The following is a 19,568-nucleotide window of genomic DNA, read 5'->3' as shown; positions in this document are numbered from 1 at the left end:
GTGTCGAGGTCTGTTGGTCGTCGGGCTGTCCTGGCGTCTGTCGCGGTGTTCGCGGTCGGCGCCCTCGGATTGACGGGCTGCTCCGAGCCCACCACCACGGGATCCGGCGAGGCGTCCGAGTCCACGGCGGCGTCCGGGGAGGTCACCCTGTACACCTCGGAGCCGCAGGCCAAGATCGACGAGATCATCTCCGCGTTCAACGAGGAGCAGCCGGACATCGAGGTGAAGGTCTTCCGCGCGGGGACCGGCGATCTCAAGGCCCGGATCGAGGCGGAGCGGAGCACGGGCGCCGTGGCCGCCGACATCCTGCTCGCCGCCGATGTCCCGACCTTCGAGGACTACAAGGACCAAGACCTCTTCCGGGAGTTCGAGCCGAGCGAGGCCGACGCCATCGAGGATGTCGCCGTCGACCCGGACGGGTTCTACGTCGGCACCCGCATCATCCCCACCGTGATCGCCTACAACACGGGCGACGTCACGGAGCCACCCACGTCGTGGGCGGAACTGGCCGAGCCGGAGTACCTCGACCGGATCATCCTGCCCAACCCGGACGTCTCCGGCGCCGCCGCGTTCAACGCCGCCGCGTGGAGCCTGCAGCCCGACCTCGGCGAGGAGTGGATCAACCGGCTCGGGGCAAACAACCCGCAGGTCGCCGAGTCGAACGGCCCCGTCTCCCAGGCCGTCGCCGAGGGATCCAGGCCCGTCGGCATCGTGGTGGACTACCTGGTCCGCGACCTCGCCGCGCAGGGCTCGCCCATCGCCGTGAGCTACCCGAGCGAGGGCGTCCCGTACATCACCCAGCCCGGTGCGATCTTCGCGGACGCCCCGAACCCCGAGGCCGCCAGGCTCTTCCTGGACTTCATCGTCTCCAAGAAGGGGCAGGAGATCGCCGTGGAGCAGAACTACCTGCCCGTCCGCGATGACGCCGGCACCCCGGAGGGCGCGCCGTCGCTCACCGACCTCACGCTATTCGACCAGGACCTCGAGGCGATCGCCGCCTCCCGTGACCAGGCCGTGGCCGCCTTCAACGCCGCCGTCCGGTAGGTGACGCTCCCGCTCCGGCTGGCACTGTGGGCGTCCCTCGCGGGCGTCATGGTCCTGCCCCTGGCCCTGGTCATCTCACTGGGGCTGGGGGCCAACCATCTGCCAGAACTCATCGAACAGGGCCTCCTGCGCGCGACCGCCAACAGCCTCGTCAGCTCCGCCCTCTCGGCGATCGGGGCCGTGATCATCGGCACGCTGATGGCGTTCCTGCTCGACCGCACCGACCTGCCCGGGCGGGGTGCGCTCCGGCTGCTGCTGCTCACCCCGCTGTTCATCCCTCCCTTCATCGGCGCCATCGCGTGGAGCGGCCTGCTCACCGACGGCGGCCTGGTGGACCGGATGTTCGGGTTCTCCCCGTGGAACTTCTACGGTGGCCCCGGCGTGGTCTTCCTCCTCACCCTGCACGCCTACCCGATGGCGTACTTCGTGGTGGCCGCGGCGCTGCGGAGGATCCCGGCCGAACTGGAGGAGGCGAGCCGTCTCTCCGGCGCGACGCCGTCGCGGACCCAGTTCGACATCACCCTCCCGCTGATCCGCCCGGCCATGGCGGCGGCGTTCACCCTGACCTTCGTCAGCGGGATCGGCGACTTCGGGATCCCCGTCATCGTCGGCCTGCCGGCCGGGTACGAGACGCTCTCCACGATGGTCTACCGGTTCCTCGAGTCCGGGTCCGTCGCCTCACCACTGCAGACCGTCTCCCAGATCGGGATCGTGCTGCTCCTGCTCGGTGTCCTCGGCACCCTCCTCGACCGTCAGGTCACCAAGGGCTCCGTGGAGTTCGGGGGCACCGGACGGCCCGCCGATCCCCAGGCCCTCGGCCGGGCGCGGGTCCCGCTCGGCCTCATCGCGTGGGTCACCGGCGTCGTCGTGACCCTCGCCCCGCTCGTCGGACTGGCTGTCCGGGCGCTCCTGCCGGCCCCGGGGGTCCCGCTCACCCTCGAGACCGCGACCCTGGACAACTTCCGCCGCGCACTCACCGCGTCCACCACGGTCGACGGCGTGACCAACTCGGTGGTGCTCGCGCTCGGTGCGGCCCTGGTGTGCGGCGTCCTCGGCCTGCTCGTCGCGTTGTTCACCACGCGGTTGTCCGGTCGGGACCGGGAGCCGATGCTCCTGTCGGTACTGCTGCCGCAGGCCGTCCCGGGCCTCGTGATCGCCACCGGGTGGCTGATCCTCGGCCGCTACACCGGGCTGTTCAACACCCGCTGGGTCATCCTCGGGGCGTACGTCACGGCGTTCACCGCGATCGTCGTCCAGACCGTCCGCGGGCCGCTCGCGGGGATCCACTCGTCGATGGAGGAGGCCGCGCGGATCGGTGGGGCCACGGCGTTGCGCTCCCGACTCGACACCAGCGTCCGTCTGGCGTTGCCGTCCGTCGGGATCGGCATGATCATGGTCGCGGTGACCGCGGTCCGCGAGCTGACGCTCTCGGTGCTGCTCGTCGCGCCCGGCACCCAGACCCTCGGCGTGGTGATCTTCCAGTACCAGCGGGCGGGCGACTACAACGCCTCCTCCGCCCTGTCCGCGGTGCTCATGGTGGTGGGCCTGCTCGTCCTGGCCGCCTTCGGCGCCCGCTACAGCCGACCCGCCACCGGGTCCGAATCCGCAACCGGGAGTATCCGTGCCTAACCTCGTCGCCCACGGCGTCGGCGTCCGCTTCGGCGACACCGTCGCGCTCGACAACCTCGACGTGGAGGTCCACTCCGGCAGGATCCTCGCGCTCGTCGGTCCGTCCGGATCCGGCAAGTCCACGTTCCTGCGCGCCATCGCCGGATTCGAACGCCCCTCGGAGGGGACGATCCGCGTCGGGGACCGGACCCTGGTCGGAGACGGGGTCCACCTCCCACCCGAACAGCGGGGCCTCGGTATGGTCTTCCAGCACCACGCCGTGTGGCCCCACCTCAGCGTGGAGGACAACGTCGCCTACCCCCTGCGCCGGGCGAAGGTGCCGGCCGCCCGCCGGCGGAAGCTGGTGGCGGACGCGCTCGAGACCGTCGAGCTGGGCGACTTCGCCCGCCGCCGGCCCGACACCCTGTCCGGCGGTCAGCGCCAGCGGGTGTCGCTGGCACGGGCGATCGTCGCGCGGCCGGGCGTCCTGCTCCTCGACGAGGCCCTGTCCGCACTCGACGAACCCCTCCGTGCGTCGCTCCGGCTGATGCTCCGCCGGCTCGCGGCCGAGCACGACCTCACGATGGTCCACGTCACCCACGACCGGGGCGAGGCCCTGGCGATCGGGGACGAGGTGGCCGTCCTGCACAAGGGCCGACTGGTCCAGTGCGATGTGCCCGACCAGCTCGATGCGGCGCCGAACAGCGCGTTCGTCGCAGGATTCCTGCACGACGCCACGCTGGTCGACGGGACGGTCACCGACGAGGGGTTCCGCTCCGATACCGGTGGGATCACCCTCGGCTCGGACGCGCTGGCCGGCCCCGCCGGGCCCGTGACGGGCCCCGCGACGCTCGCCCTCCTGCCGGCCGGACTCGCGCTGTCCACTCCCGGCGCCGGGGGCGCGGCAGGGGTCGAGGCCTGGCCTGACCGGATCGGAGCCGAGTTCGTCACCTCGCTCTACGGTCGCAGCGGTCGGACCGTCATCTGCCGGCACGAGGACATCGAGCTGCGGGTCCTCGCTCCCGTCGGCAGCGCCGTGCCGACGCGGGTCGGTGAGGCGGTGGGGATCGACGTGAGCCGCGGGTTCGTCTACCCGCGGGCCTGAGCCCGCCGCCTCCGGCCCGCGGGGCCGTCGACGCTCAGCGGCGGCGTGCCACCGCCTTGCCGATCAACCGCGTCGAGCCGAGGAACGGCACGCGCGTGAAGCGCTTGGAGTACCAGAAGAACGTCGCCAGGGCGTCGGGCGTGATCACCACGCGCCGGGCCTCGATCCCGCGCACCGACCGCCGGGCGATGATCTCCGACGTCAACCTCGTCCGCGACAGCAGCGTGCGTGCCATCTCGTCCGCACGCGCGTCCTCACCGGACAGCGAGTCCGCCAATCCGGACTTGAAGAACTGCGGGCAGATCACCGACGTCGACACCCCGCGGGGCCGGAGCTCGGCGTCGAGGGTCTCCCCCAGCGCCACCGCGGCGGCCTTGGTCGCGTTGTACGCGCCCATCTGCGGGGCGTGCACCAGACCAGCGGCCGAGGCGGTGATGACCAGCCGGCCTCCCCGGCCCAGCTTGGGCGCGAGCGCCCGACAGCCTCGCACCACGCCGAGCAGGTTGATGTCCACGATCCGCCGCCACGACTCCATCGACGTGGACTCGAGCGGACCGCCGATCGCGATACCGGCGTTGTTGACGAGGATGTCGAGCGAGTCGATCTCCGCGGCGGCGGACCGCCAGTCCTCGTCGGAGGTCACGTCGAGTCGGCGGTAGGTCCACCGCCCCTGCAACCCCTGCACCGCGGGAGGGGGATCGGCGTGCACGTCGGTGAGGATCACCTCGTCACCGAGCGCGAGGTACTCCGTGGCCAGCGCCAGCCCCAGCCCCGACGCGGCGCCGGTGATGAACACTCGCCGGGCACCGCCCGGGGCGACTGCCCGCCCGGACCGATCGGCGCTCTTCCGTGGGAGAAATCGGATCATGCTCGGGCCACCTCGTCGTCGTGGTCATGGTCGTCGTGGTCACGGTCGTCGTCGCGGTCGTCGTCGCTGCGGTCGGCGCCGTAACGGTCATCAACGCGGGCTCGGCGTGCGTCGGTGAGCTCCACGCGGTCCCCGAACGCCATCTCGCGGCGCTGGTCACCGAAAGCCAACTCGGGGATCTCCACCAGGAAGTTCTGGACGTACCGCCACGGCCGGGCGGTGCCCTGCTTGGGGAACTTGTGGCCGTCACGCTGGATGTAGCCGGCGTCGAAGTCCAGCAGCAGCCGGTCGGCGGGCTCGCCCGGCAGCCGTGGCGCGTACACCGACTCGCCCGTCTTCCACAGTTTCACCATGTATTGCGAGACCAGGTCGGCCCGCAGAGTCCAGGACGAGTTGATGTAGCCGACCGTGAAGCTGAAGTTGGGCACGCCCGCCAACATCATGCCGCGGTAGGTCGCGAGCGACGGGACGTCGAGAGCCTCGCCGTCGATGCTCAGCGTGCCGCCACCGAAGGCCTCGAGCTTGAGGCCGGTGGCGGTGATGATGACGTCGGCCTCGATCTCCTCCCCCGAGTGCAGGCGGATGCCGGTGTCGGTGAACCGGTCGATGTGTCCGGTCACCACCCGGGCGGCCCCACGCCGGATGGCCTGGAAGATGTCCCCGTCGGGGGCCTTGCAGACGCGCTGGTCCCACGGCCGGTACGGAGGGGTGAAGTGCTCGTCGATCTGCTCGGTGGAGATGTAGCGCCGCTGCATGAGCCGTAGGCCCGCCTTGAACAGCCAGGGCAACCGCTGGGCGATGACGAACTGGGCCGTGTCCCGCGCGCCGTGGTTGAGCCGCGCCGCCCGGTAGCTCCACGGCGCGGGGAGCAGTCGCCGCCACACCGCGCTGATGAGGTCCTTCTCCGGCAGCGGGCCGATGTAGCTGGGGGTGCGCTGGAGCATCGTCACGTCCGCGCCTCGCTCGGCGAGCGCCGGGACCAGCGTCACGGCCGTCGCGCCCGACCCGATCACCACGAACTTCCGGCCGTCGTACTCGAGGTCGTCGGGCCACTGCTGCGGGTGGATGATCTCGCCGCGGAAGTCCGCCTCCCCGGGGAACTCGGGACGGAACCCCTCGGTGTGCGAGTAGTAGCCGGAGCCGAAGTGGACGCGCCGGGCCCACACGGTGCGCGCGCCGGTATCGGTGACGCAGGTGACCCGGTACAGCTGGTGATCGCTGCGCCAGTCCGCGTCGGCCACCCAGGAGCGCAGGTGTAGGCGGTCGAGCGCGCCGGCCTCGCGGGCGGTGTCGCGGAGGTACTCCTTGATCTCCGCGCCGCTGCCGAGGGTCGATCCGTGCGGCCAGGGCCGGAACGGGAACCCGAAGGTCGCCATGTCCGAGTCCGAGCGGATGCCGGGGTAGCGGAAGGTGTGCCAGGTACCACCCAGGTCGTCGTGGGCGTCGTGGATCTCCCACCGCCAGTCGGGGAACGCGCGGTGGACGTGGTGGGCCAGGTCGATGCCGGACAGCCCCGCGCCGACGATCAGCAGGTCCAGCGGGTCTCCGGGTGCTGCGCCCGGGCCCTCCGGACGATTCGTGGAACTAGTCATGACCGGTACGGTATCCGCCCACGGCGACCCGGTCTTGCTCGAATGCGCCAATAAGTTGCTCTATCGCGCCAAGTGCCGCAGGGTGACTCCATGGCGTTCATCCGATCGGCCGGCCTGCGCGGGGTCCGGCAGGTGGTCACCGAACTCGGCGGTGACCCCGATGACCTGGCCCGCCGGTCCGGGTTGCCGGGCGGCGCCCTCGACAGCGACGAGATCCTGGTGGAGGACCTGTCGATCGCCCTCCTGCTGGAGACCGCTGCCGCGGAACTCGGGTGCCCGGACCTGGGATTGCGCGTGGCCGGGCACCAGGATCTCGACATGCTGGGCCCGGTCGCCGTGGCCGTGAAGAACGCGCGGACCACCACCCAGGCACTGGAGATGACCTCGAAGTACCTGTTCTTCCACTCCCGCTCGATCGAGATCACCGTGGTGCCCGATCCACGCGACGAGGCCGACGTCCTCGGGGTGCGGTTCGGCTACCGGGAACCCGGGCAGCTCATCCCTCCGCAGACAGTGGATCTCGTCCTGCTCTTCCTCCATCGCGCCATGCGCAGCGTGCTCGGCGGCGACTACGGCCTGCTGGCGGTCGAGTTGCCCAATCCGCTCAACACCGATGCCGCGCGGTACGAATCACTCTTCGGCGCCCCGGTCACGCCGTCGGCCCCCGCCGCGGTGCTGCGCGTGCCCTCCTCGCTGCTGGGCCGCCCCATCTCGGGCGGCGACGACGCGGTCCAGCAGCTCGCACTGCGGTATCTGGACCAGCACCTGCCCGAGGACCGGCGGACCATGACCGAGCGGACCCGCACGGTGTTGCACCAGTCCCTCGACACCGGCACCTCGTCGCTGCCGCAGGTCGCCAGGCTGCTCTCCGTCTCCCCGCGGACGCTGCAGCGCGGGCTGGCCGGGGAGGGCACGAGCTTCGCGACCCTGCGGGACGAGGCCCGCCGCGACATCGCCGCGCGACTGCTCACCACCACCGAGATCCCGCTCTCCCAGATCGCCTCGGCCCTGGCACTCGGGGACGCCACGACGTTCAGCCAGTACGCCCGACGGTGGTGGGGGATGACGGCGCGCGAGTTCAGGCACGGACGCACGACCTCACCAGGGGTGGGAGAATCACGAGCATGAGCGACATCTCCGCGTCCGATCCGCTGGCGATGCTGCGTTCCGGGCGCGGACTCCCGGACGACACGGTGATCGACGACCCGATCCGCGAGCAGCTCCTCGACGCGGCGGCAGCCCAGTTCGAGAGCGTCGGCATCGCACGGTCCACGATGAACGACATCACGCGACGCGCGGGCCTGGCACGGATGACGCTGTACCGGCGGTTCGCGAACAAGCAGGAACTGGTCGAGGCGACCCTGCTCAGGGAGGCCGCCTGGTTCCTCGCCGACCTGCAGCGCGAGATCGACGCCCACGAGACCATCGAGGACAAACTCACCGAGGGCTTCGCCTTCACCGTCGAGGCGCTGCGCGACCACGACCTGCTCAACCGCCTCCTGGAGACCGAGCCCGAGGCGACCGTCCCCCACTTCACCGTGCAGGGCGCGCCCCTCATCACCGCAGCCGCGCACTTCCTCGCCGCGGAGATCTCGCGGGCCGCCCCTGACGAGCGGAGCGACCAGGAGGTGTTGGTGGTGGCGGAACTGACCGCCCGGCTGGTCGTGTCCTTCGTGCTCACGCCGTCGACGACCATCGATCTGGACGACCCGGAGGTCTCCCGGGCCTTCGCGCGCAACCACCTCGGGCCACTGCTCGGCGGCGCGGCCAACCAATTAGGTCCTTGAGCAGCGCCAACGCCAACGTCCGCGGCAGCACCAACGCCAGCAAGGGCGAATGCGCCCGCAGCAGCGCCGGCGAGAACAACTGTCCCGGCGCCGACGCGTAGCGCCGGCGGCGTCCGCGTCCGCGAATCCCGGCCCCGCCTCCTGCGCCGGTCCGCCCCTCGGAATGCGATCCGCCCCCGCCGTTTCCGCCGCCCACTTCGATTCACCCTTCTGATTTCCATGCGCGCGCGGGGGCCCGCGGGTGGATGGAAATCAGAGGGGCGGATCGGCGCGAGCCCTGGAGAATCCCGCCGCGCACCGCCAGCTGGCGAAGCCCGTCCCAGCGCGGCGCCGAACCACGGGCGCAGCCCCGCCGGGGCGTGTGCGAAGCCGATCAGACCCTCATGACTGCTTGACGAAACGCACCCCCATGTCTAGCGTCAGAGACAGATAGATCGCGGATGTCTCTCTGTCTCATCCGCATCCGAGGATCCACGCTCACGGCCCCACCGGCCGGTGACCGGAAGGATGATCATGTCCGCTGCAGCCCCCGCACCCGCCCCGTCCGCGAGTCGCGAACAGTACGAGGACACGCTCCGTCGGCTGTCACACGCTTCGGTTCACCGCAGCTTCGACCCCTTCAAGGACATCCCCTGGGACCACCCCGACTTCGAAGTGGACCCCACCGACGAGCGGTGGGTCCTGCCCGCCGGAATCGATCCCCTGGGCGGTCATCCCTGGTACAAGAGCCTGCCGCTCGAGAAGCAGATCGCGATCGGCCTGTGGCGTCAGGCCAACGTCATGAAGGTCGGCCTGCAGTTCGAGAACATCCTCATCCGCGGGATCATGCAGTACGTCTTCAAGGCGGACAACGGTTCGGAGGAGTTCCGGTACCTCACCCACGAGGCCACCGAGGAGTGCCACCACACCCAGATGTTCCAGCAGGGCGTCAACCGGATCGGCGCGGACGTCCCGGGAATGCCCGGGTGGATGCGCCGTCTCTCGCCGGTGCTCCCGCTGGCCGCCGGCCGCTTTCCCGTCGCGTTCTTCATCGGCGTCCTCGCCGGCGAGGAGCCCATCGACCACACGCAGAAGCAGGTCCTGCGGAACTCGGACTCCCTCCCGCCGGTGCTCTCGCGGATCATGGAGATCCACGTGGCGGAAGAGGCCCGGCACATCTCGTTCGCGCACACCTACGTCGCACGCAACGCCCCTCGGCTCTCCCGGGGCGACAAGTACGTGGTCTCGCTGCTCTTCCCCGTGATCATGCGGGTGTTGTGCGACGCGATCCTCAAGCCCACCAAGGAGTTCCGCGAGACGTTCGACATCCCGGACGAGGTGGTCCGGGAACTCTACTGGGACAGCCCCGAGTCGCAGCGGTTCCTGTCCGACCTGTTCGGGGACGTCCGCATGCTCGCCGAGGACTCGGGCCTGATGAACCCGGCCGCGCGTCGGGTGTGGAAGGCGCTGAAGATCGACGGTCGCCCGTCCCGGTACCGCGGCGAGCCGCCCGTGGCGTTCCGCGTCTAGGCCCGCCCGCCATGCCCCACGTCATCACGCAGGCCTGCTGCGCCGACGCCTCGTGCGTCCACGCCTGCCCGGTCAACTGCATCCACCCGACACCCGACGAGCCCGATTTCGCCACCGCCGAGATGCTCTACATCGACCCGGTGTCCTGCGTGGACTGCGGCGCCTGCGTGGGGGCGTGCCCGGTCGGCGCGATCATGCCGCACACCGCGTTGGCCCCCGAACAGCAGGACTTCCTCGGCATCAACGAGGCCCTGACCGGGACCGACCGCCCGGCCAGGCCCCAGGCGCGGGTGCCCACGCTCGTGCGCCTGGGCCCCACGCGGACGACGCTCCGGGTGGCCGTGGTGGGCGCCGGCCCGGCCGCGCTGTACGCGGCCGACGAACTGCTCCGCCAGCCCGGGGTGGAGGTGACGGTGTTCGACCGTCTGCCCGTCCCCCACGGGCTCGCCCGGCACGGGGTGGCCCCCGACCACACCGACACCCGCGCCGTCGCGGACCTGTTCACCGCGATCGAGGACCAGCCCGGCTTCACCTACCGACTCGGGGTGAACATCGGCGAGGACGTCACCACCGAGGAGTTGGCGGCCCACCACCACGCGGTCGTGTACGCGACCGGTGCGGGCACGGACCGACCCCTGGACATCCCGGGGGTCGACCTGCCCGGGAGCACGTCGGCAACGCAGGTCGTGGGGTGGTACAACGATCACCCCGACCATGCCGACGCCCACGTCCCGTTGGATCACGAGCGGGCGGTGATCGTCGGCAACGGCAACGTGGCGCTGGACGTGGCCCGGATCCTGGCCACCGACCCGGAGCGGCTTGCCGGCACCTCCATCGCACGCCACGCGCTGGAGGCGCTGCGCGGCAGCAGGGTCCGCGAGGTGGTGGTGCTCGGCCGCCGCGGCCCCGAGCACGCGGCGTTCACCCTGCCCGAGCTGGTCGGACTGGCCGCCCGTGACGACATCGACCTGCGCATCGACGCCCCCGGCGGCATCGACCCGGCCGCCGCGACCACCCGCCAGGGCCGCCTGAAGCTGGAATACCTCGCGCGGATCGCCGCCCGTTCGCACGACACCGCGGACGGGCCCCCGCAGACTCCCCCGCGCCGCCGGATCATCCTCCGGTTCCGGACCGCACCCCTGGAGGTCACGGGCTCCTCTCGTGCCGAGGGCCTGCGGGTGGCGCGGACGGAACTCGCCACAGGCGCCGACGGCCGGGTCCACGCCGTGCCCCGTCCGGACTCCGAGGAGACCATCGCGGCGGGACTGGTGTTGGGCTCGGTGGGGTACCGGGGCGTCGAGGTGCCCGGGGTGCCGTTCGACCCGGAGACCTCGACCATCCCGCACCGCGGTGGCCGCGTACTGGACGGCGTCGGTGGGCGCGAGCTGCCCGGACTGTACGTGGTGGGTTGGATCAAGCGGGGCCCGCGCGGGTTCATCGGCTCCAACAAGACGTGCGCGCGCGAGACGGTCAACGCCCTGCTCGCCGATGCGAACGAGGGTCGTCTGCCCACTCCGGGCCCGGCGGCGCGTTTCGAGGAGTTGCTCCGGAGCCGCCGCCCGGCCCCGGCGACCGTATAGGCGTACCGAACCGCTCAGGCGGCCTGCTCCTGCGCGACCCGGTCCGCGATGACCCGCGCGAGCCGACCCAGCGGGGAGGCACCGTCGCCGTCGGCCTCGTACCGCGCCGCGTACCCGGCGTCGCGATAGGTCGTCAGGGTGTCGGTGGCGTCGTCGAGCTGACGGAGCAGATGCGGTGACCACAGCGCCGGGTTGTTCACGACGTGCAGCCGCAGGGCGAACCTGGTCCGGGTGTCGGGGAGGTTCTCGAGCAGGTCGTCGTACACCTGGGCGGGTGTCAGGGTCGAGTCCCTCACCGCCCCGCGCAGCAGATTCGTCGGCTGCACCCCGCTCAGCGGGTCGCCCGGCACGGACAGCCAGTGCGTGCGTTCGGGGATCGGGCCTCGTCGCAGTCCCGCCACGCCCTGCCCGCCCGGGTCCGACGTTCCGACGAGCCAGCGGTCGCTCGGTCGGAACGGGTCCGCGACCAGTCCCACCGCCACGACCCGGTCCAGATCCTCGGGATGCGCGTCCATCCAGTCGTGGATCACGCGGGTCCCGCAGCAGGCGCCGATGAGCACGAGGTCGTCGGACGGATGGAGCCTCACGAGTCGGTTGAGGTCAGCCACCCCCGCCGCGGCCGAGGACTCCCAGGTGTGTGACCGACGGCGCCCGACCGCGCCCGGAGCCGGCCACTGCACACGGACGGCCTCCCGGGCACCGGTCAAGCCGAGCAGATCCTCGACGAACCTGCCGAGGATCGCCGAGGTCTGGCGATATCCGCCGTCGCTGTCCGCGATGAGTATCCGCACGTGTGACCCCCCAGCCGCCTTGCGCCGGAGCCGCAAGATTGATGTGACAACTTCAGTGTCATATGAACGGCTGACAAAAGGGGGAGATGAAAGATAAATGTTTCGTATCAATACGCTTGTACTGCTGGAGGAGTCGTCTCAGGTTCCGCAGTAGGTGACGTGCGGCGCGGCCTCGGGCGGGGCGGGGCGCGTGTAGCGCTCGTAACCGGCCCGCTCGGCGAACGGATCGGTGACGACGACGAGGAGTTCCGTCACGGGCCCCATGTCCCCTGCCGTGGCCGCGTCCAGGGCCTCCTCCACGAGATGGTTGCGGGGGATGTAGACCGGGTTGACCCGGTCCATCGATCCCCGGTCGGGCCCCAGGGCCCGCCACCGCGTCAGCCAGCCCTCGGCCAGGACGCCGACCAGCTCGCGCACCGGATCGTCGTCCCCGTCCGCGGCAGCCCCCAGGGCACGGAAGAACGTCGTGTAGTCGGCCCGCGTCGCACTGAGCAGCCGGGACAGCTCGTCGATGAGGTCGGTCGCCTCGGCGTCCGCGACCTCGTCCGGGAGGCCGATCTTGGCGCGCATCCCGGCCGTCCACGCCTGCTGGTAGTGCGCGGGGAACGTGCCCAGCACCTCGGTGAGCAGGCGGACCGCCTCGTCCTGGTCGGGGTCGACCAGCGGGACGAGGGTCTCGGCGAACCGGGCGAGGTTCCACTGCAGCACCGGCGGCTGGTTGGCGTAGGCGTAGCGCCCGCCGGTGTCGATGGAGCTGAAGACCGTGGCCGGGTCGAACTCGTCCATGAAGGCGCACGGCCCGTAGTCGATGGTCTCGCCCGAGATGGTGGTGTTGTCCGTGTTCATGACGCCGTGGATGAACCCCAGCAGCATCCAGCGGGCCACGAGTTCCGCCTGAGTGCGCAGTACGGAGGCGAACAACTCCAGGTACGGGTTCTCCGCGGTGGCGGCGTGCGGGTGATGCCGGGCGATTGCGTGGTCCGCCAGTCGGCGCAGCAGCTCGTCGTCGTCGACCGATCGCGCGAACTGGAACGTCCCCACCCTCAGGTGACTCGCGGCGACACGGGCCAGCACCGCGCCGGGCAGGGGCTCCTCGCGGTACACGGTGTTGCCGGTGGCCACCACGGCGAGCGAGCGGGTGGTGGGCACGCCGAGCGCGTGCATCGCCTCGCTGATGACGTATTCGCGCAACATGGGACCCACCGCGGCCAATCCGTCGCCGCCGCGGGCGAACGGGGTGCGGCCGGAGCCCTTGAGGTGCAGGTCACGCCCGTCGGGCAGCTCACCCAGCAGCAGGGCCCGTCCGTCCCCGAGCCGTGGCGAGTAACCGCCGAACTGGTGGCCGGCATAGGCCTGCGCGACCGGCGTGGCCCCGTCCGGCACGTGGTTGCCGGTGAGCACCCGCACGCCCTCGTCGCCGCGCAGGTAATCGGCGTCGAGGCCCAACTCGTCGGCCAGTGCCTCGTTGAGGACGAGCAGGCGCGGCCCGGTCGCCTCCGCGGCCTTCCACGGCACGCCCAGCTCGGGGAACTCGCTCGCGTACCGGGAGCCGAGGGAGAGGGGTCGTGCGGTGTCCGTGGTCATGGACCCGACGATACGGACGAGCCGCCGGGCGGGTCATGTGGAAAATCACCCGGCGGGGCGCCTCGGGCGTCTCGCGCGGCCAGCTCGCGTCGCAACGCGGCGATCTCCTCGGCCAGCTCGGTCACCTGGGCCCGGGTCGCCGCCGGGCCGACTTCTCCGGGTCCGGCCCGATCCTCTCCGGCGTCACCGAGTTCGGCGTCACCGACTTTGGCGCCATCGAGTTCGGCTACCCTCTCCAGGATCCACGAGGCGAGCGTCGCCGTGACCACGGCCAGCAGTGCGATCCCGCCGAACATCAGTCCCACTGCGATCGCGCGGCCCACCGGGGTCACCGGCGAGTAATCGCCGTACCCCACGGAGGTCACCGTCACGGTCGCCCACCACAGAGCCTCACCCCAGGTCTCGATCGTCGCGCCCGGCGCCCCACGTTCCGCGTTCAACGCCGCGAGCGAGGACACCACCAGCAGCACCACCGCCCACCCCGCGGCGTACGTGATCGCCTGCCCGCGTACCTCCGTGCCCGCCGACCGCCTCATCCCCCCGAGCATGGTCACCAGCCGGAGAAGTCGCAGCGGTCGCAGGACCGGCAGGACGAGGACCGCGAGGTCGTACCAGTGTCTGAGCAACCAGGGTCCGCGACGCTCCGCCAACGCCACCCGGACGGCGAGGTCCACGAAGAACAGAAGCCACGTCCCGCCATCACGACCCGGGTGACCGCTCCCACCGGACCCACGGGTTGCCCGACCACCATCGCCGCGGCGGCGACCAGGAAGGCCAGAGCTGCACCCATCAGGGGCCACTCCGCCAACTCCTTCCACCGTGTTTCCGTCACCCGTCGATGATCCCCCCGGGAGCGGCACGGTGGTCTGGGACACGCATGGTGGCCTCAGAAGTACTGCGACCCGCCGTCGATGCTGATGTGCTCAGCGGTGATGAACTTCGACTCGTCGGAGGCCAGGAACGCCACGACGTTGGAGATCTCCTCCGGCTCCGCCCAGGTCTGCTCCAGGAACGTCGAGCCCATGAGGTTGAGCGGCGGGTTGGACTCGCCGACCTTCTCCAGCGTGCTCACCATGTCGCCGCCACCCATCGGGGTGGCCACACCGCCGGGGTGGATGCTGTTGACCCGCACGTTCTTCGGCCCCAGCTCCGCCGCGAACGCCCGGGTCATCCCGACCAGCGCGTGCTTGGAGGTGGTGTAGTGGATCATGAACGGCTGGATCTTCTTGCCCGCGTACGAGCTGGTGAGGATGATCGACCCACCACCGGCGTCGATGACGTGGTGGGCCGTGGCCATGACGGTGTTCCACACGCCGGTGACGTTGGTGTCGATGGTCGCGGCGAAATCCTCCGCGGTGATGGTGTCCCACACCTGAGGGGTGCAGATGCCGGCATTGGCCACCACCACGTCGAGACGCCCGAGTTCGGCCACCCCGTCGTCGACGATCTTCTTCATGCCCCCGAGATCCCGGACGTCACCGACTGACAGGAGCGCGCGGCGACCCTTCTCCTCGACCAGCCGACGCGTCTCGTCCAACTCCTCGCGCGTGGCGGGGTCATAGGGGACGGCGTCCGGCAGCGGGCCCGCCAGGTCGAGACCGATGATGTCCGCCCCTTCCGCGGCCAAGCGGACGGCGTGCGTCCTGCCCTGCCCGCGCGCGACCCCCGTGATGAACGCGACCTTGCCCCCGAGTCGTCCCGCCATGTCGAACTCCCGTCCTCGGTGTCGTCTGCCGCTCACCATAGGTTCGGCTGTCCCAATAAGTGGGCAGATCGGGGACTACTCGCGGTCCCGGCTGCTGCCCGGCAACCCCGCCCGGAGGAAGCCCGCGAGCACCGTATCGACGGAACCGGAAAACCACTAGGGTAAGAAAATATCTAACCGGGAGGAACACGATGGCCACCAAGAAGCGCTGGAACGACCTGACCGACAATCAGAAGGCCCTCCTGCTGACCGCCATCTCGGTCCAGGTGTCACTCGCCGCGACCGCGTGGGCGGACCTCGCCGCCCGGCCGGCGGCGAAGGTGCAGGGCTCCAAGGGCAAGTGGGCCGCCATCATCGCGATCAACTTCATCGGGCCGATCCTCTACTTCACCCGCGGGCGGCGGTCGTGAACACCCGGTCACGGGCCGGACTGGCCGCCGGTGTCCTCCTCGTCGTCGTCCTCGCCCTCGGCGCGTGCGCGGCCGGGCCCAACGTCGACGTCGCCCCCGCCGGCGCCGGGTTCTGGCTCGGCCTGTGGCACGGGATCATCCTCCCCGTCACGTTCGTCATCTCCCTGTTCACCGACACCGTGACGATCTACGAGGTGAACAACAACGGCAACTGGTACGACTTCGGGTTCGTCGTGGGACTGTCCCTGTTCTCCGGGCCCGCCCTCGCCGGCGGCCGCGGGCGGCGGGGTTGATGCGCGTCCTGGTGACAGGGGGCGTCAGGTCCGGAAAGTCCCGGCACGCGGTGCGACTGCTCGACGGCGCGGACGCCGTGACGTTCGTCGCGCCGGGCCGGCCCGCCGACGAGCTCGACGACCCCGACTGGGCCGGGCGCGTCGGCCATCACCGAGCGCACCGTCCGGCGGAGTGGCGCACCATTGAGTCCCCGGACGTGGCCTCCGCGCTCCGCAACGCGCCCGGACCGGTCCTCGTGGACTGCCTGGGCACCTGGCTCACCGCGACCGTCGACGACCTCGGACTGTGGGACGCCCCCACCGACGAGGCGCGCGCCGCGGTCGACGAACGCACGGACGCCCTCTGCGCCGCCCTGACCGCCCGGGACGACGTGGTGTTGGTGACCAACGAGGTCGGCTCCGGGGTCGTTCCCCCGTACCGTTCGGGCGGGGTGTTCCGCGACCTGCTGGGCGCGCTCAACCAGACCGTCGCCGAGTGCTGCGACGAGGTGCACCTGGTGGTGTGCGGGCGCGTCCTCACCCTGTGACGGGCAGCGCCGCCCACCGGCACGAGACGGGCATCACACCACTTTTCCTGCGCGAATAACGACACGCTCACACGGCCCGGGTTCCATACTTGGACGACCCCGCCCCGCGCCGCGCGCCGCCCCGAAGGACCCCGTGAGCACCGACCAGATCGCCGAGAAGACCGACGAGCCCGCCTCGCCCCCACCCCTGGCCACCGCGGGCCGCGCGGTGGTCACGGCCGCGCGCCGGCTCCCCGTCACGGCGGTGATCGTCGCCGCACTGCTCGTCACCGGCGTCGTGTTCGAGGCCCTCTTCCGCAGCGCCCGCCACGCCACGTGGTTCCCCGACGTCGCCTACGGGGTGCCCGCGCTGGAGGGCGGCCGCTGGTGGACGCTCGTCACCGGACCCTGGCTCGGGCTCACCCCACTCCAGCACCTGTCATTGTTGGTGCTGGTGGCGGCGGGGATCGGGATGGGCGAGTGGCGCCTGGGCCCGGCCCGGACGGCGTGGGCGGCGGCGGGCGGGCAGCTCATCGGGGTGCTCGGCGCGGTGGCCGTGATCGTTCCCGGCGACGCCGTCGGCTGGGCGTGGGCCACGGAGTTGTCGGTGGTGCTGGACGTGGGCTGCTCGACCGCGGTGGTCGCCGTGCTGGCCGCCGCCTCGGCGACCCTCGTCTCGCCCTGGCGCCTGCGCGCGCGGGCGCTCCTCTACGGCTACGTGATCGTGTCGTTCCTGTTCGTCGGGAGCCTGGCCGACCTCACCCACCTGGTGGCGTTCGTCGTGTTCCTCGCCGTCGGCGAGAAGTTCTTCTCCCGCAGCGAGCACGGCCTGGGTCCCCGGACCCGGCGCGAGACCCGACTGCTGGCCTCGGCGGGCATGTGGTTCATCGCCGCGGTCCACGTGGTGGTGTACTTCCTCCCCTCCGACGGCCCGCTCGGCCCCACCGAGGCCGAGGACGTGAACCTGGTCGGCATGCTCCTGTCCGTCCTCGTCGCCGCCGCGACCGCGGAGCTGCTCCGCCGCGGATACCGGGTCGCCTGGGGCGTGGCACTCGCGTATGCGCTGCTCACCGCTGCGGTCACCCTCGTCGTCACGGTCCTGGTCGTCGCCGCCGACTTCGAGTCGCTGGGCGCCGTCACCCTCGGCACCGGTCTGCTCTGGGTGGGCGAGGCCGTGCTGCTGGTGGTGGGCAGGGGCGCGTTCGGCGCGCGGGTGCGGCGACGGGTGACCGGGTCGCGCGTGCACTCCGACGACGTCGTCGAACGCGTCCGCGATCTCATCCGGGCCCACGGCGGCAGCACGATGTCGTGGATGATCACGTGGCAGCCGATGAATTACTTCTTCGGCGGAGGCGACGGCACCGCGGGCCCCGACTCGGCGGGCGTCGTGGGGTACCGGATGCACGTCGGCACCATCATCGCGCTGGCCGACCCGGTCGCCGACCCCGCCGATCGCGGCGTACTGCTGAGCTCGTTCGTCGACTTTGCCGAGGCGCAGGCGGCCGTCCCGTGCCTGTTCTCGGTGTCCGGGGAGACGGCCGACCGGATGCGCGCGCACGGGTGGCGGGCGCTGCAGATCGCCGAGGACACCATCATGGACCTGCCCGACCTGGAGTTCACGGGCAAGAAGTGGCAGAAGATCCGCTCCGCCATGAACAAGGCGTCCAAGAGCGGCACGACCTACGTCTCCGGTCTGCTGCGCGAGCAACCGGCCGCGGTGCTGGCGCAGGTGCGGGAGATCTCCGAGCAGTGGGTCGGGGACAAAGAGCTGCCGGAGATGGGCTTCACGCTCGGCACGGTCGAGGAGGCGCTCGACGACGACGTGCGCATCGCGCTGGCCGTGGACTCCGGCGGGGTGGTCCAGGCGGCGCTGTCCTGGCTGCCCGTCTACCGCGGCGGGCCCGACGGTGGCGTCCGCGGCTGGACCCTGGACCTCATGCGCAAGCGCAACGGCCCCGGTGCGAACAACATGGTCGAGTTCCTCATCGCCCGCTCCGCGCTGGAGTTCAAGGACGAGGGCGCCGACTACGTGTCGTTGTCCGGTGCCCCGTTGGCGCGAAGTGGCGACGACGACGACGAGGTGGCCGTTCTCGACCGCGGACTCGATCTGCTGGGTCAGGCACTCGAGCCCTACTACGGGTTCCGGTCGCTCCACCAGTTCAAGGCCAAGTTCAATCCGAGGATCGAACCCGTCTACCTGTGCTTCCGCGACGAGGCCGATCTGCCCCGGATCGGGGTGGCGATCGGTCGGGCGTACCTGCCGGGCGCGACGACCCGCCAGCTCGCGGCCCTGGCCCGCTCGGGGGCGTCCGAGACCGTCGACGTCTAGGTCGGGGCGCGCGTTCAGCTCACCCGCCGTGGCGGGCGAGGCGCCGGGCGAGGTGCTCGCGCAGGTCCTCGAAGTGCCGTTCGGCTGCAGTCGCGTCGTACATCGACGTGTCGGCCATCGAGTAGCCGTGCGGGGCGCCGGGGTAGACGTCCTGGTCCAAGGGCACACCGGATTCCCGGGCCAGGGACGCGATGACGTCCATCCCTTCCCGCGGCATTGACGGGTCGTCGTCGGCGTGCCGCAGCAGGACGGCGGCCCGGGTGGTCGCGAGACCGAGGTGCGGACTGTCGGGATCGTCCGTCGCGAGCCTGCCGCCGTGGAATCCGGCGACGGCGGCGACGCGGTCCGGGTGGTCCCCACCCGCGCGCAACGCGAGTCGCGCTCCCATGCAGTAGCCGACGACCCCGACCCCGGCCCCGACCGAGACCCCGGGCAGTGCCAGCAGTGCGTCCAGGTACGCGGCGGTGTCCGCCCGCGACCTCTCGGAGGTCAACGCGGCCATCCGGGGGAACGCGGTCTCGATGTACCGGTCGCGTTCGCCCGGTTCGCGCAGGTCCACGGTCGGGGCGAGGTCGTCGGCGGTGCCGGACCGGTAGAAGACGTTCGGGGCCAGGACGACGTAGCCCCAGCTCGCGATGCGGTCCGCCATCGCCCGGATCTGCGGCCGCAGGACGAAGATGTCCGGGAACAGCAGGACGCCCGGCAGGTCACGGTCGGCGCTTCCCGGCCGGGAGACGAACGCCTCGGCGTTGCCGTCGGCGGTGTCGATGGTCAGATCCACGGTCATTCCGGTTCCCAGGCCCACAGTCGGTTCCCTTCCGTCGTCCCACACGCTGTGCGCCCGACGGTACAGCCGC

18 protein-coding genes are annotated in these 19,568 nt (G+C 71.2%); 11 read left to right on the top strand and 7 right to left on the bottom strand.

What is annotated here, in order from left to right; genetic code table 11:
* Genes AC3DE3_RS05525 through AC3DE3_RS05515 form a run of 3 tightly spaced genes read left to right on the top strand, consistent with a single transcriptional unit; the run spans window position 1 to window position 3,757 of the window.
* Window positions 1–1,044, top strand: a complete 1,044-nt coding sequence (locus AC3DE3_RS05525) for an ABC transporter substrate-binding protein (protein ID WP_488369270.1) — start codon at window positions 1–3, stop codon at window positions 1,042–1,044.
* A gap of 48 nt (window positions 1,045–1,092) precedes the next feature.
* Window positions 1,093–2,673 (top strand): ABC transporter permease, encoded by a 1,581-nt coding sequence (locus AC3DE3_RS05520; protein ID WP_260489218.1) that lies wholly within the window; start codon window positions 1,093–1,095, stop codon window positions 2,671–2,673.
* Complete coding sequence (locus tag AC3DE3_RS05515) at window positions 2,666–3,757, top strand: ABC transporter ATP-binding protein (RefSeq protein WP_260485997.1); 1,092 nt, start codon at window positions 2,666–2,668, stop codon at window positions 3,755–3,757. Before AC3DE3_RS05520 ends, AC3DE3_RS05515 begins: the two co-directional genes overlap by 8 nt.
* Window positions 3,758–3,791: 34 nt before the next feature.
* On the opposite strand, the gene AC3DE3_RS05510 is transcribed toward AC3DE3_RS05515, so the two are convergent.
* Window positions 3,792–4,625: an SDR family NAD(P)-dependent oxidoreductase gene (locus AC3DE3_RS05510; RefSeq protein ID WP_488369269.1), complete on the bottom strand. Its 834-nt coding sequence runs from the start codon at window positions 4,623–4,625 to the stop codon at window positions 3,792–3,794.
* Window positions 4,622–6,217 carry a flavin-containing monooxygenase gene (locus tag AC3DE3_RS05505; RefSeq protein WP_488369268.1) on the bottom strand — a complete coding sequence of 532 codons (1,596 nt, stop codon included), beginning with the start codon at window positions 6,215–6,217 and terminating at the stop codon, window positions 4,622–4,624. The genes AC3DE3_RS05510 and AC3DE3_RS05505 overlap by 4 nt, the downstream gene beginning before the upstream one ends.
* A gap of 90 nt (window positions 6,218–6,307) precedes the next feature.
* Here AC3DE3_RS05505 and AC3DE3_RS05500 point away from each other — a divergent pair, with 90 nt between their 5' ends.
* The 4 genes from AC3DE3_RS05500 to AC3DE3_RS05485 all read left to right on the top strand — a co-directional run bounded on the left by AC3DE3_RS05500 (window position 6,308) and on the right by AC3DE3_RS05485 (window position 11,093).
* On the top strand, window positions 6,308–7,345 hold the full coding sequence (locus tag AC3DE3_RS05500) for an AraC family transcriptional regulator (RefSeq protein ID WP_488369267.1): 1,038 nt from the start codon (window positions 6,308–6,310) through the stop codon (window positions 7,343–7,345).
* Entirely contained in the window at window positions 7,342–8,004 is a 663-nt protein-coding gene (locus tag AC3DE3_RS05495) for a TetR/AcrR family transcriptional regulator (protein WP_488369266.1), read from the top strand. The genes AC3DE3_RS05500 and AC3DE3_RS05495 overlap by 4 nt, the downstream gene beginning before the upstream one ends.
* Before the next feature lie 513 nt (window positions 8,005–8,517).
* Complete coding sequence (locus AC3DE3_RS05490) at window positions 8,518–9,513, top strand: AurF N-oxygenase family protein (RefSeq protein WP_488369265.1); 996 nt, start codon at window positions 8,518–8,520, stop codon at window positions 9,511–9,513.
* 11 nt (window positions 9,514–9,524) lie between these two features.
* Entirely contained in the window at window positions 9,525–11,093 is a 1,569-nt protein-coding gene (locus tag AC3DE3_RS05485; protein WP_488369264.1) for an FAD-dependent oxidoreductase, read from the top strand.
* 14 nt (window positions 11,094–11,107) lie between these two features.
* Here the strand turns inward: AC3DE3_RS05485 and AC3DE3_RS05480 are convergent, their stop codons facing one another.
* The 4 genes from AC3DE3_RS05480 to AC3DE3_RS05465 all read right to left on the bottom strand — a co-directional run bounded on the left by AC3DE3_RS05480 (window position 11,108) and on the right by AC3DE3_RS05465 (window position 15,173).
* Complete coding sequence (locus AC3DE3_RS05480; RefSeq protein WP_488369263.1) at window positions 11,108–11,884, bottom strand: hypothetical protein; 777 nt, start codon at window positions 11,882–11,884, stop codon at window positions 11,108–11,110.
* Window positions 11,885–12,022: 138 nt separating this feature from the next.
* Window positions 12,023–13,468 (bottom strand): protein adenylyltransferase SelO, encoded by a 1,446-nt coding sequence (locus AC3DE3_RS05475; RefSeq protein WP_488369262.1) that lies wholly within the window; start codon window positions 13,466–13,468, stop codon window positions 12,023–12,025.
* Window positions 13,465–14,142 carry a potassium channel family protein gene (locus AC3DE3_RS05470; protein WP_488369261.1) on the bottom strand — a complete coding sequence of 226 codons (678 nt, stop codon included), beginning with the start codon at window positions 14,140–14,142 and terminating at the stop codon, window positions 13,465–13,467. The genes AC3DE3_RS05475 and AC3DE3_RS05470 overlap by 4 nt, the downstream gene beginning before the upstream one ends.
* Window positions 14,143–14,354: 212 nt before the next feature.
* The gene (locus AC3DE3_RS05465; protein ID WP_260486007.1) at window positions 14,355–15,173 is read right to left on the bottom strand and encodes a mycofactocin-coupled SDR family oxidoreductase; all 819 of its coding nucleotides are present in this window, start codon (window positions 15,171–15,173) and stop codon (window positions 14,355–14,357) included.
* 191 nt (window positions 15,174–15,364) lie between these two features.
* Between AC3DE3_RS05465 and AC3DE3_RS05460 the strand changes: the two genes are divergently transcribed.
* The 4 genes from AC3DE3_RS05460 to AC3DE3_RS05445 all read left to right on the top strand — a co-directional run bounded on the left by AC3DE3_RS05460 (window position 15,365) and on the right by AC3DE3_RS05445 (window position 18,711).
* A complete protein-coding gene (locus AC3DE3_RS05460) occupies window positions 15,365–15,583 on the top strand; it encodes a hypothetical protein (RefSeq protein WP_488369260.1) in 219 nt (72 codons plus the stop codon).
* Complete coding sequence (locus AC3DE3_RS05455) at window positions 15,580–15,876, top strand: hypothetical protein (protein WP_488369259.1); 297 nt, start codon at window positions 15,580–15,582, stop codon at window positions 15,874–15,876. The genes AC3DE3_RS05460 and AC3DE3_RS05455 overlap by 4 nt, the downstream gene beginning before the upstream one ends.
* Window positions 15,876–16,403, top strand: coding sequence for a bifunctional adenosylcobinamide kinase/adenosylcobinamide-phosphate guanylyltransferase (locus tag AC3DE3_RS05450; protein ID WP_488369258.1), 528 nt, complete (start codon window positions 15,876–15,878; stop codon window positions 16,401–16,403). The genes AC3DE3_RS05455 and AC3DE3_RS05450 overlap by 1 nt, the downstream gene beginning before the upstream one ends.
* 133 nt (window positions 16,404–16,536) lie before the next feature.
* Window positions 16,537–18,711, top strand: coding sequence for a bifunctional lysylphosphatidylglycerol flippase/synthetase MprF (locus AC3DE3_RS05445; RefSeq protein ID WP_488369257.1), 2,175 nt, complete (start codon window positions 16,537–16,539; stop codon window positions 18,709–18,711).
* Window positions 18,712–18,730: 19 nt separating this feature from the next.
* On the opposite strand, the gene AC3DE3_RS05440 is transcribed toward AC3DE3_RS05445, so the two are convergent.
* Complete coding sequence (locus AC3DE3_RS05440) at window positions 18,731–19,498, bottom strand: dienelactone hydrolase family protein (protein ID WP_488369256.1); 768 nt, start codon at window positions 19,496–19,498, stop codon at window positions 18,731–18,733.
* Between the last annotated feature and the right edge of the window lie 70 nt (window positions 19,499–19,568).

It is taken from the genome of Dietzia sp. IBK-p2-16D, from assembly GCF_057773085.1.
Note: the sequence above shows the minus strand (reverse complement) of the source record. Positions and strands in the feature narration are given on the sequence as shown.

Bases quoted from the DNA above. Each gene is read 5' to 3' on its own strand.
- AC3DE3_RS05450 (WP_488369258.1), top strand. From the start codon at position 15,876: ATGCGCGTCCTGGTGACAGGGGGCGTCAGGTCCGGAAAGTCCCGGCAC.
- AC3DE3_RS05475 (WP_488369262.1), bottom strand. From the start codon at position 13,468: ATGACCACGGACACCGCACGACCCCTCTCCCTCGGCTCCCGGTACGCG.
- AC3DE3_RS05495 (WP_488369266.1), top strand. From the start codon at position 7,342: ATGAGCGACATCTCCGCGTCCGATCCGCTGGCGATGCTGCGTTCCGGG.
- AC3DE3_RS05505 (WP_488369268.1), bottom strand. From the start codon at position 6,217: ATGACTAGTTCCACGAATCGTCCGGAGGGCCCGGGCGCAGCACCCGGA.
- AC3DE3_RS05490 (WP_488369265.1), top strand. From the start codon at position 8,518: ATGTCCGCTGCAGCCCCCGCACCCGCCCCGTCCGCGAGTCGCGAACAG.
- AC3DE3_RS05460 (WP_488369260.1), top strand. From the start codon at position 15,365: ATGGCCACCAAGAAGCGCTGGAACGACCTGACCGACAATCAGAAGGCC.
- AC3DE3_RS05500 (WP_488369267.1), top strand. From the start codon at position 6,308: ATGGCGTTCATCCGATCGGCCGGCCTGCGCGGGGTCCGGCAGGTGGTC.
- AC3DE3_RS05485 (WP_488369264.1), top strand. From the start codon at position 9,525: ATGCCCCACGTCATCACGCAGGCCTGCTGCGCCGACGCCTCGTGCGTC.
- AC3DE3_RS05520 (WP_260489218.1), top strand. From the start codon at position 1,093: ATGGTCCTGCCCCTGGCCCTGGTCATCTCACTGGGGCTGGGGGCCAAC.
- AC3DE3_RS05440 (WP_488369256.1), bottom strand. From the start codon at position 19,498: ATGACCGTGGATCTGACCATCGACACCGCCGACGGCAACGCCGAGGCG.
- AC3DE3_RS05465 (WP_260486007.1), bottom strand. From the start codon at position 15,173: ATGGCGGGACGACTCGGGGGCAAGGTCGCGTTCATCACGGGGGTCGCG.
- AC3DE3_RS05510 (WP_488369269.1), bottom strand. From the start codon at position 4,625: ATGATCCGATTTCTCCCACGGAAGAGCGCCGATCGGTCCGGGCGGGCA.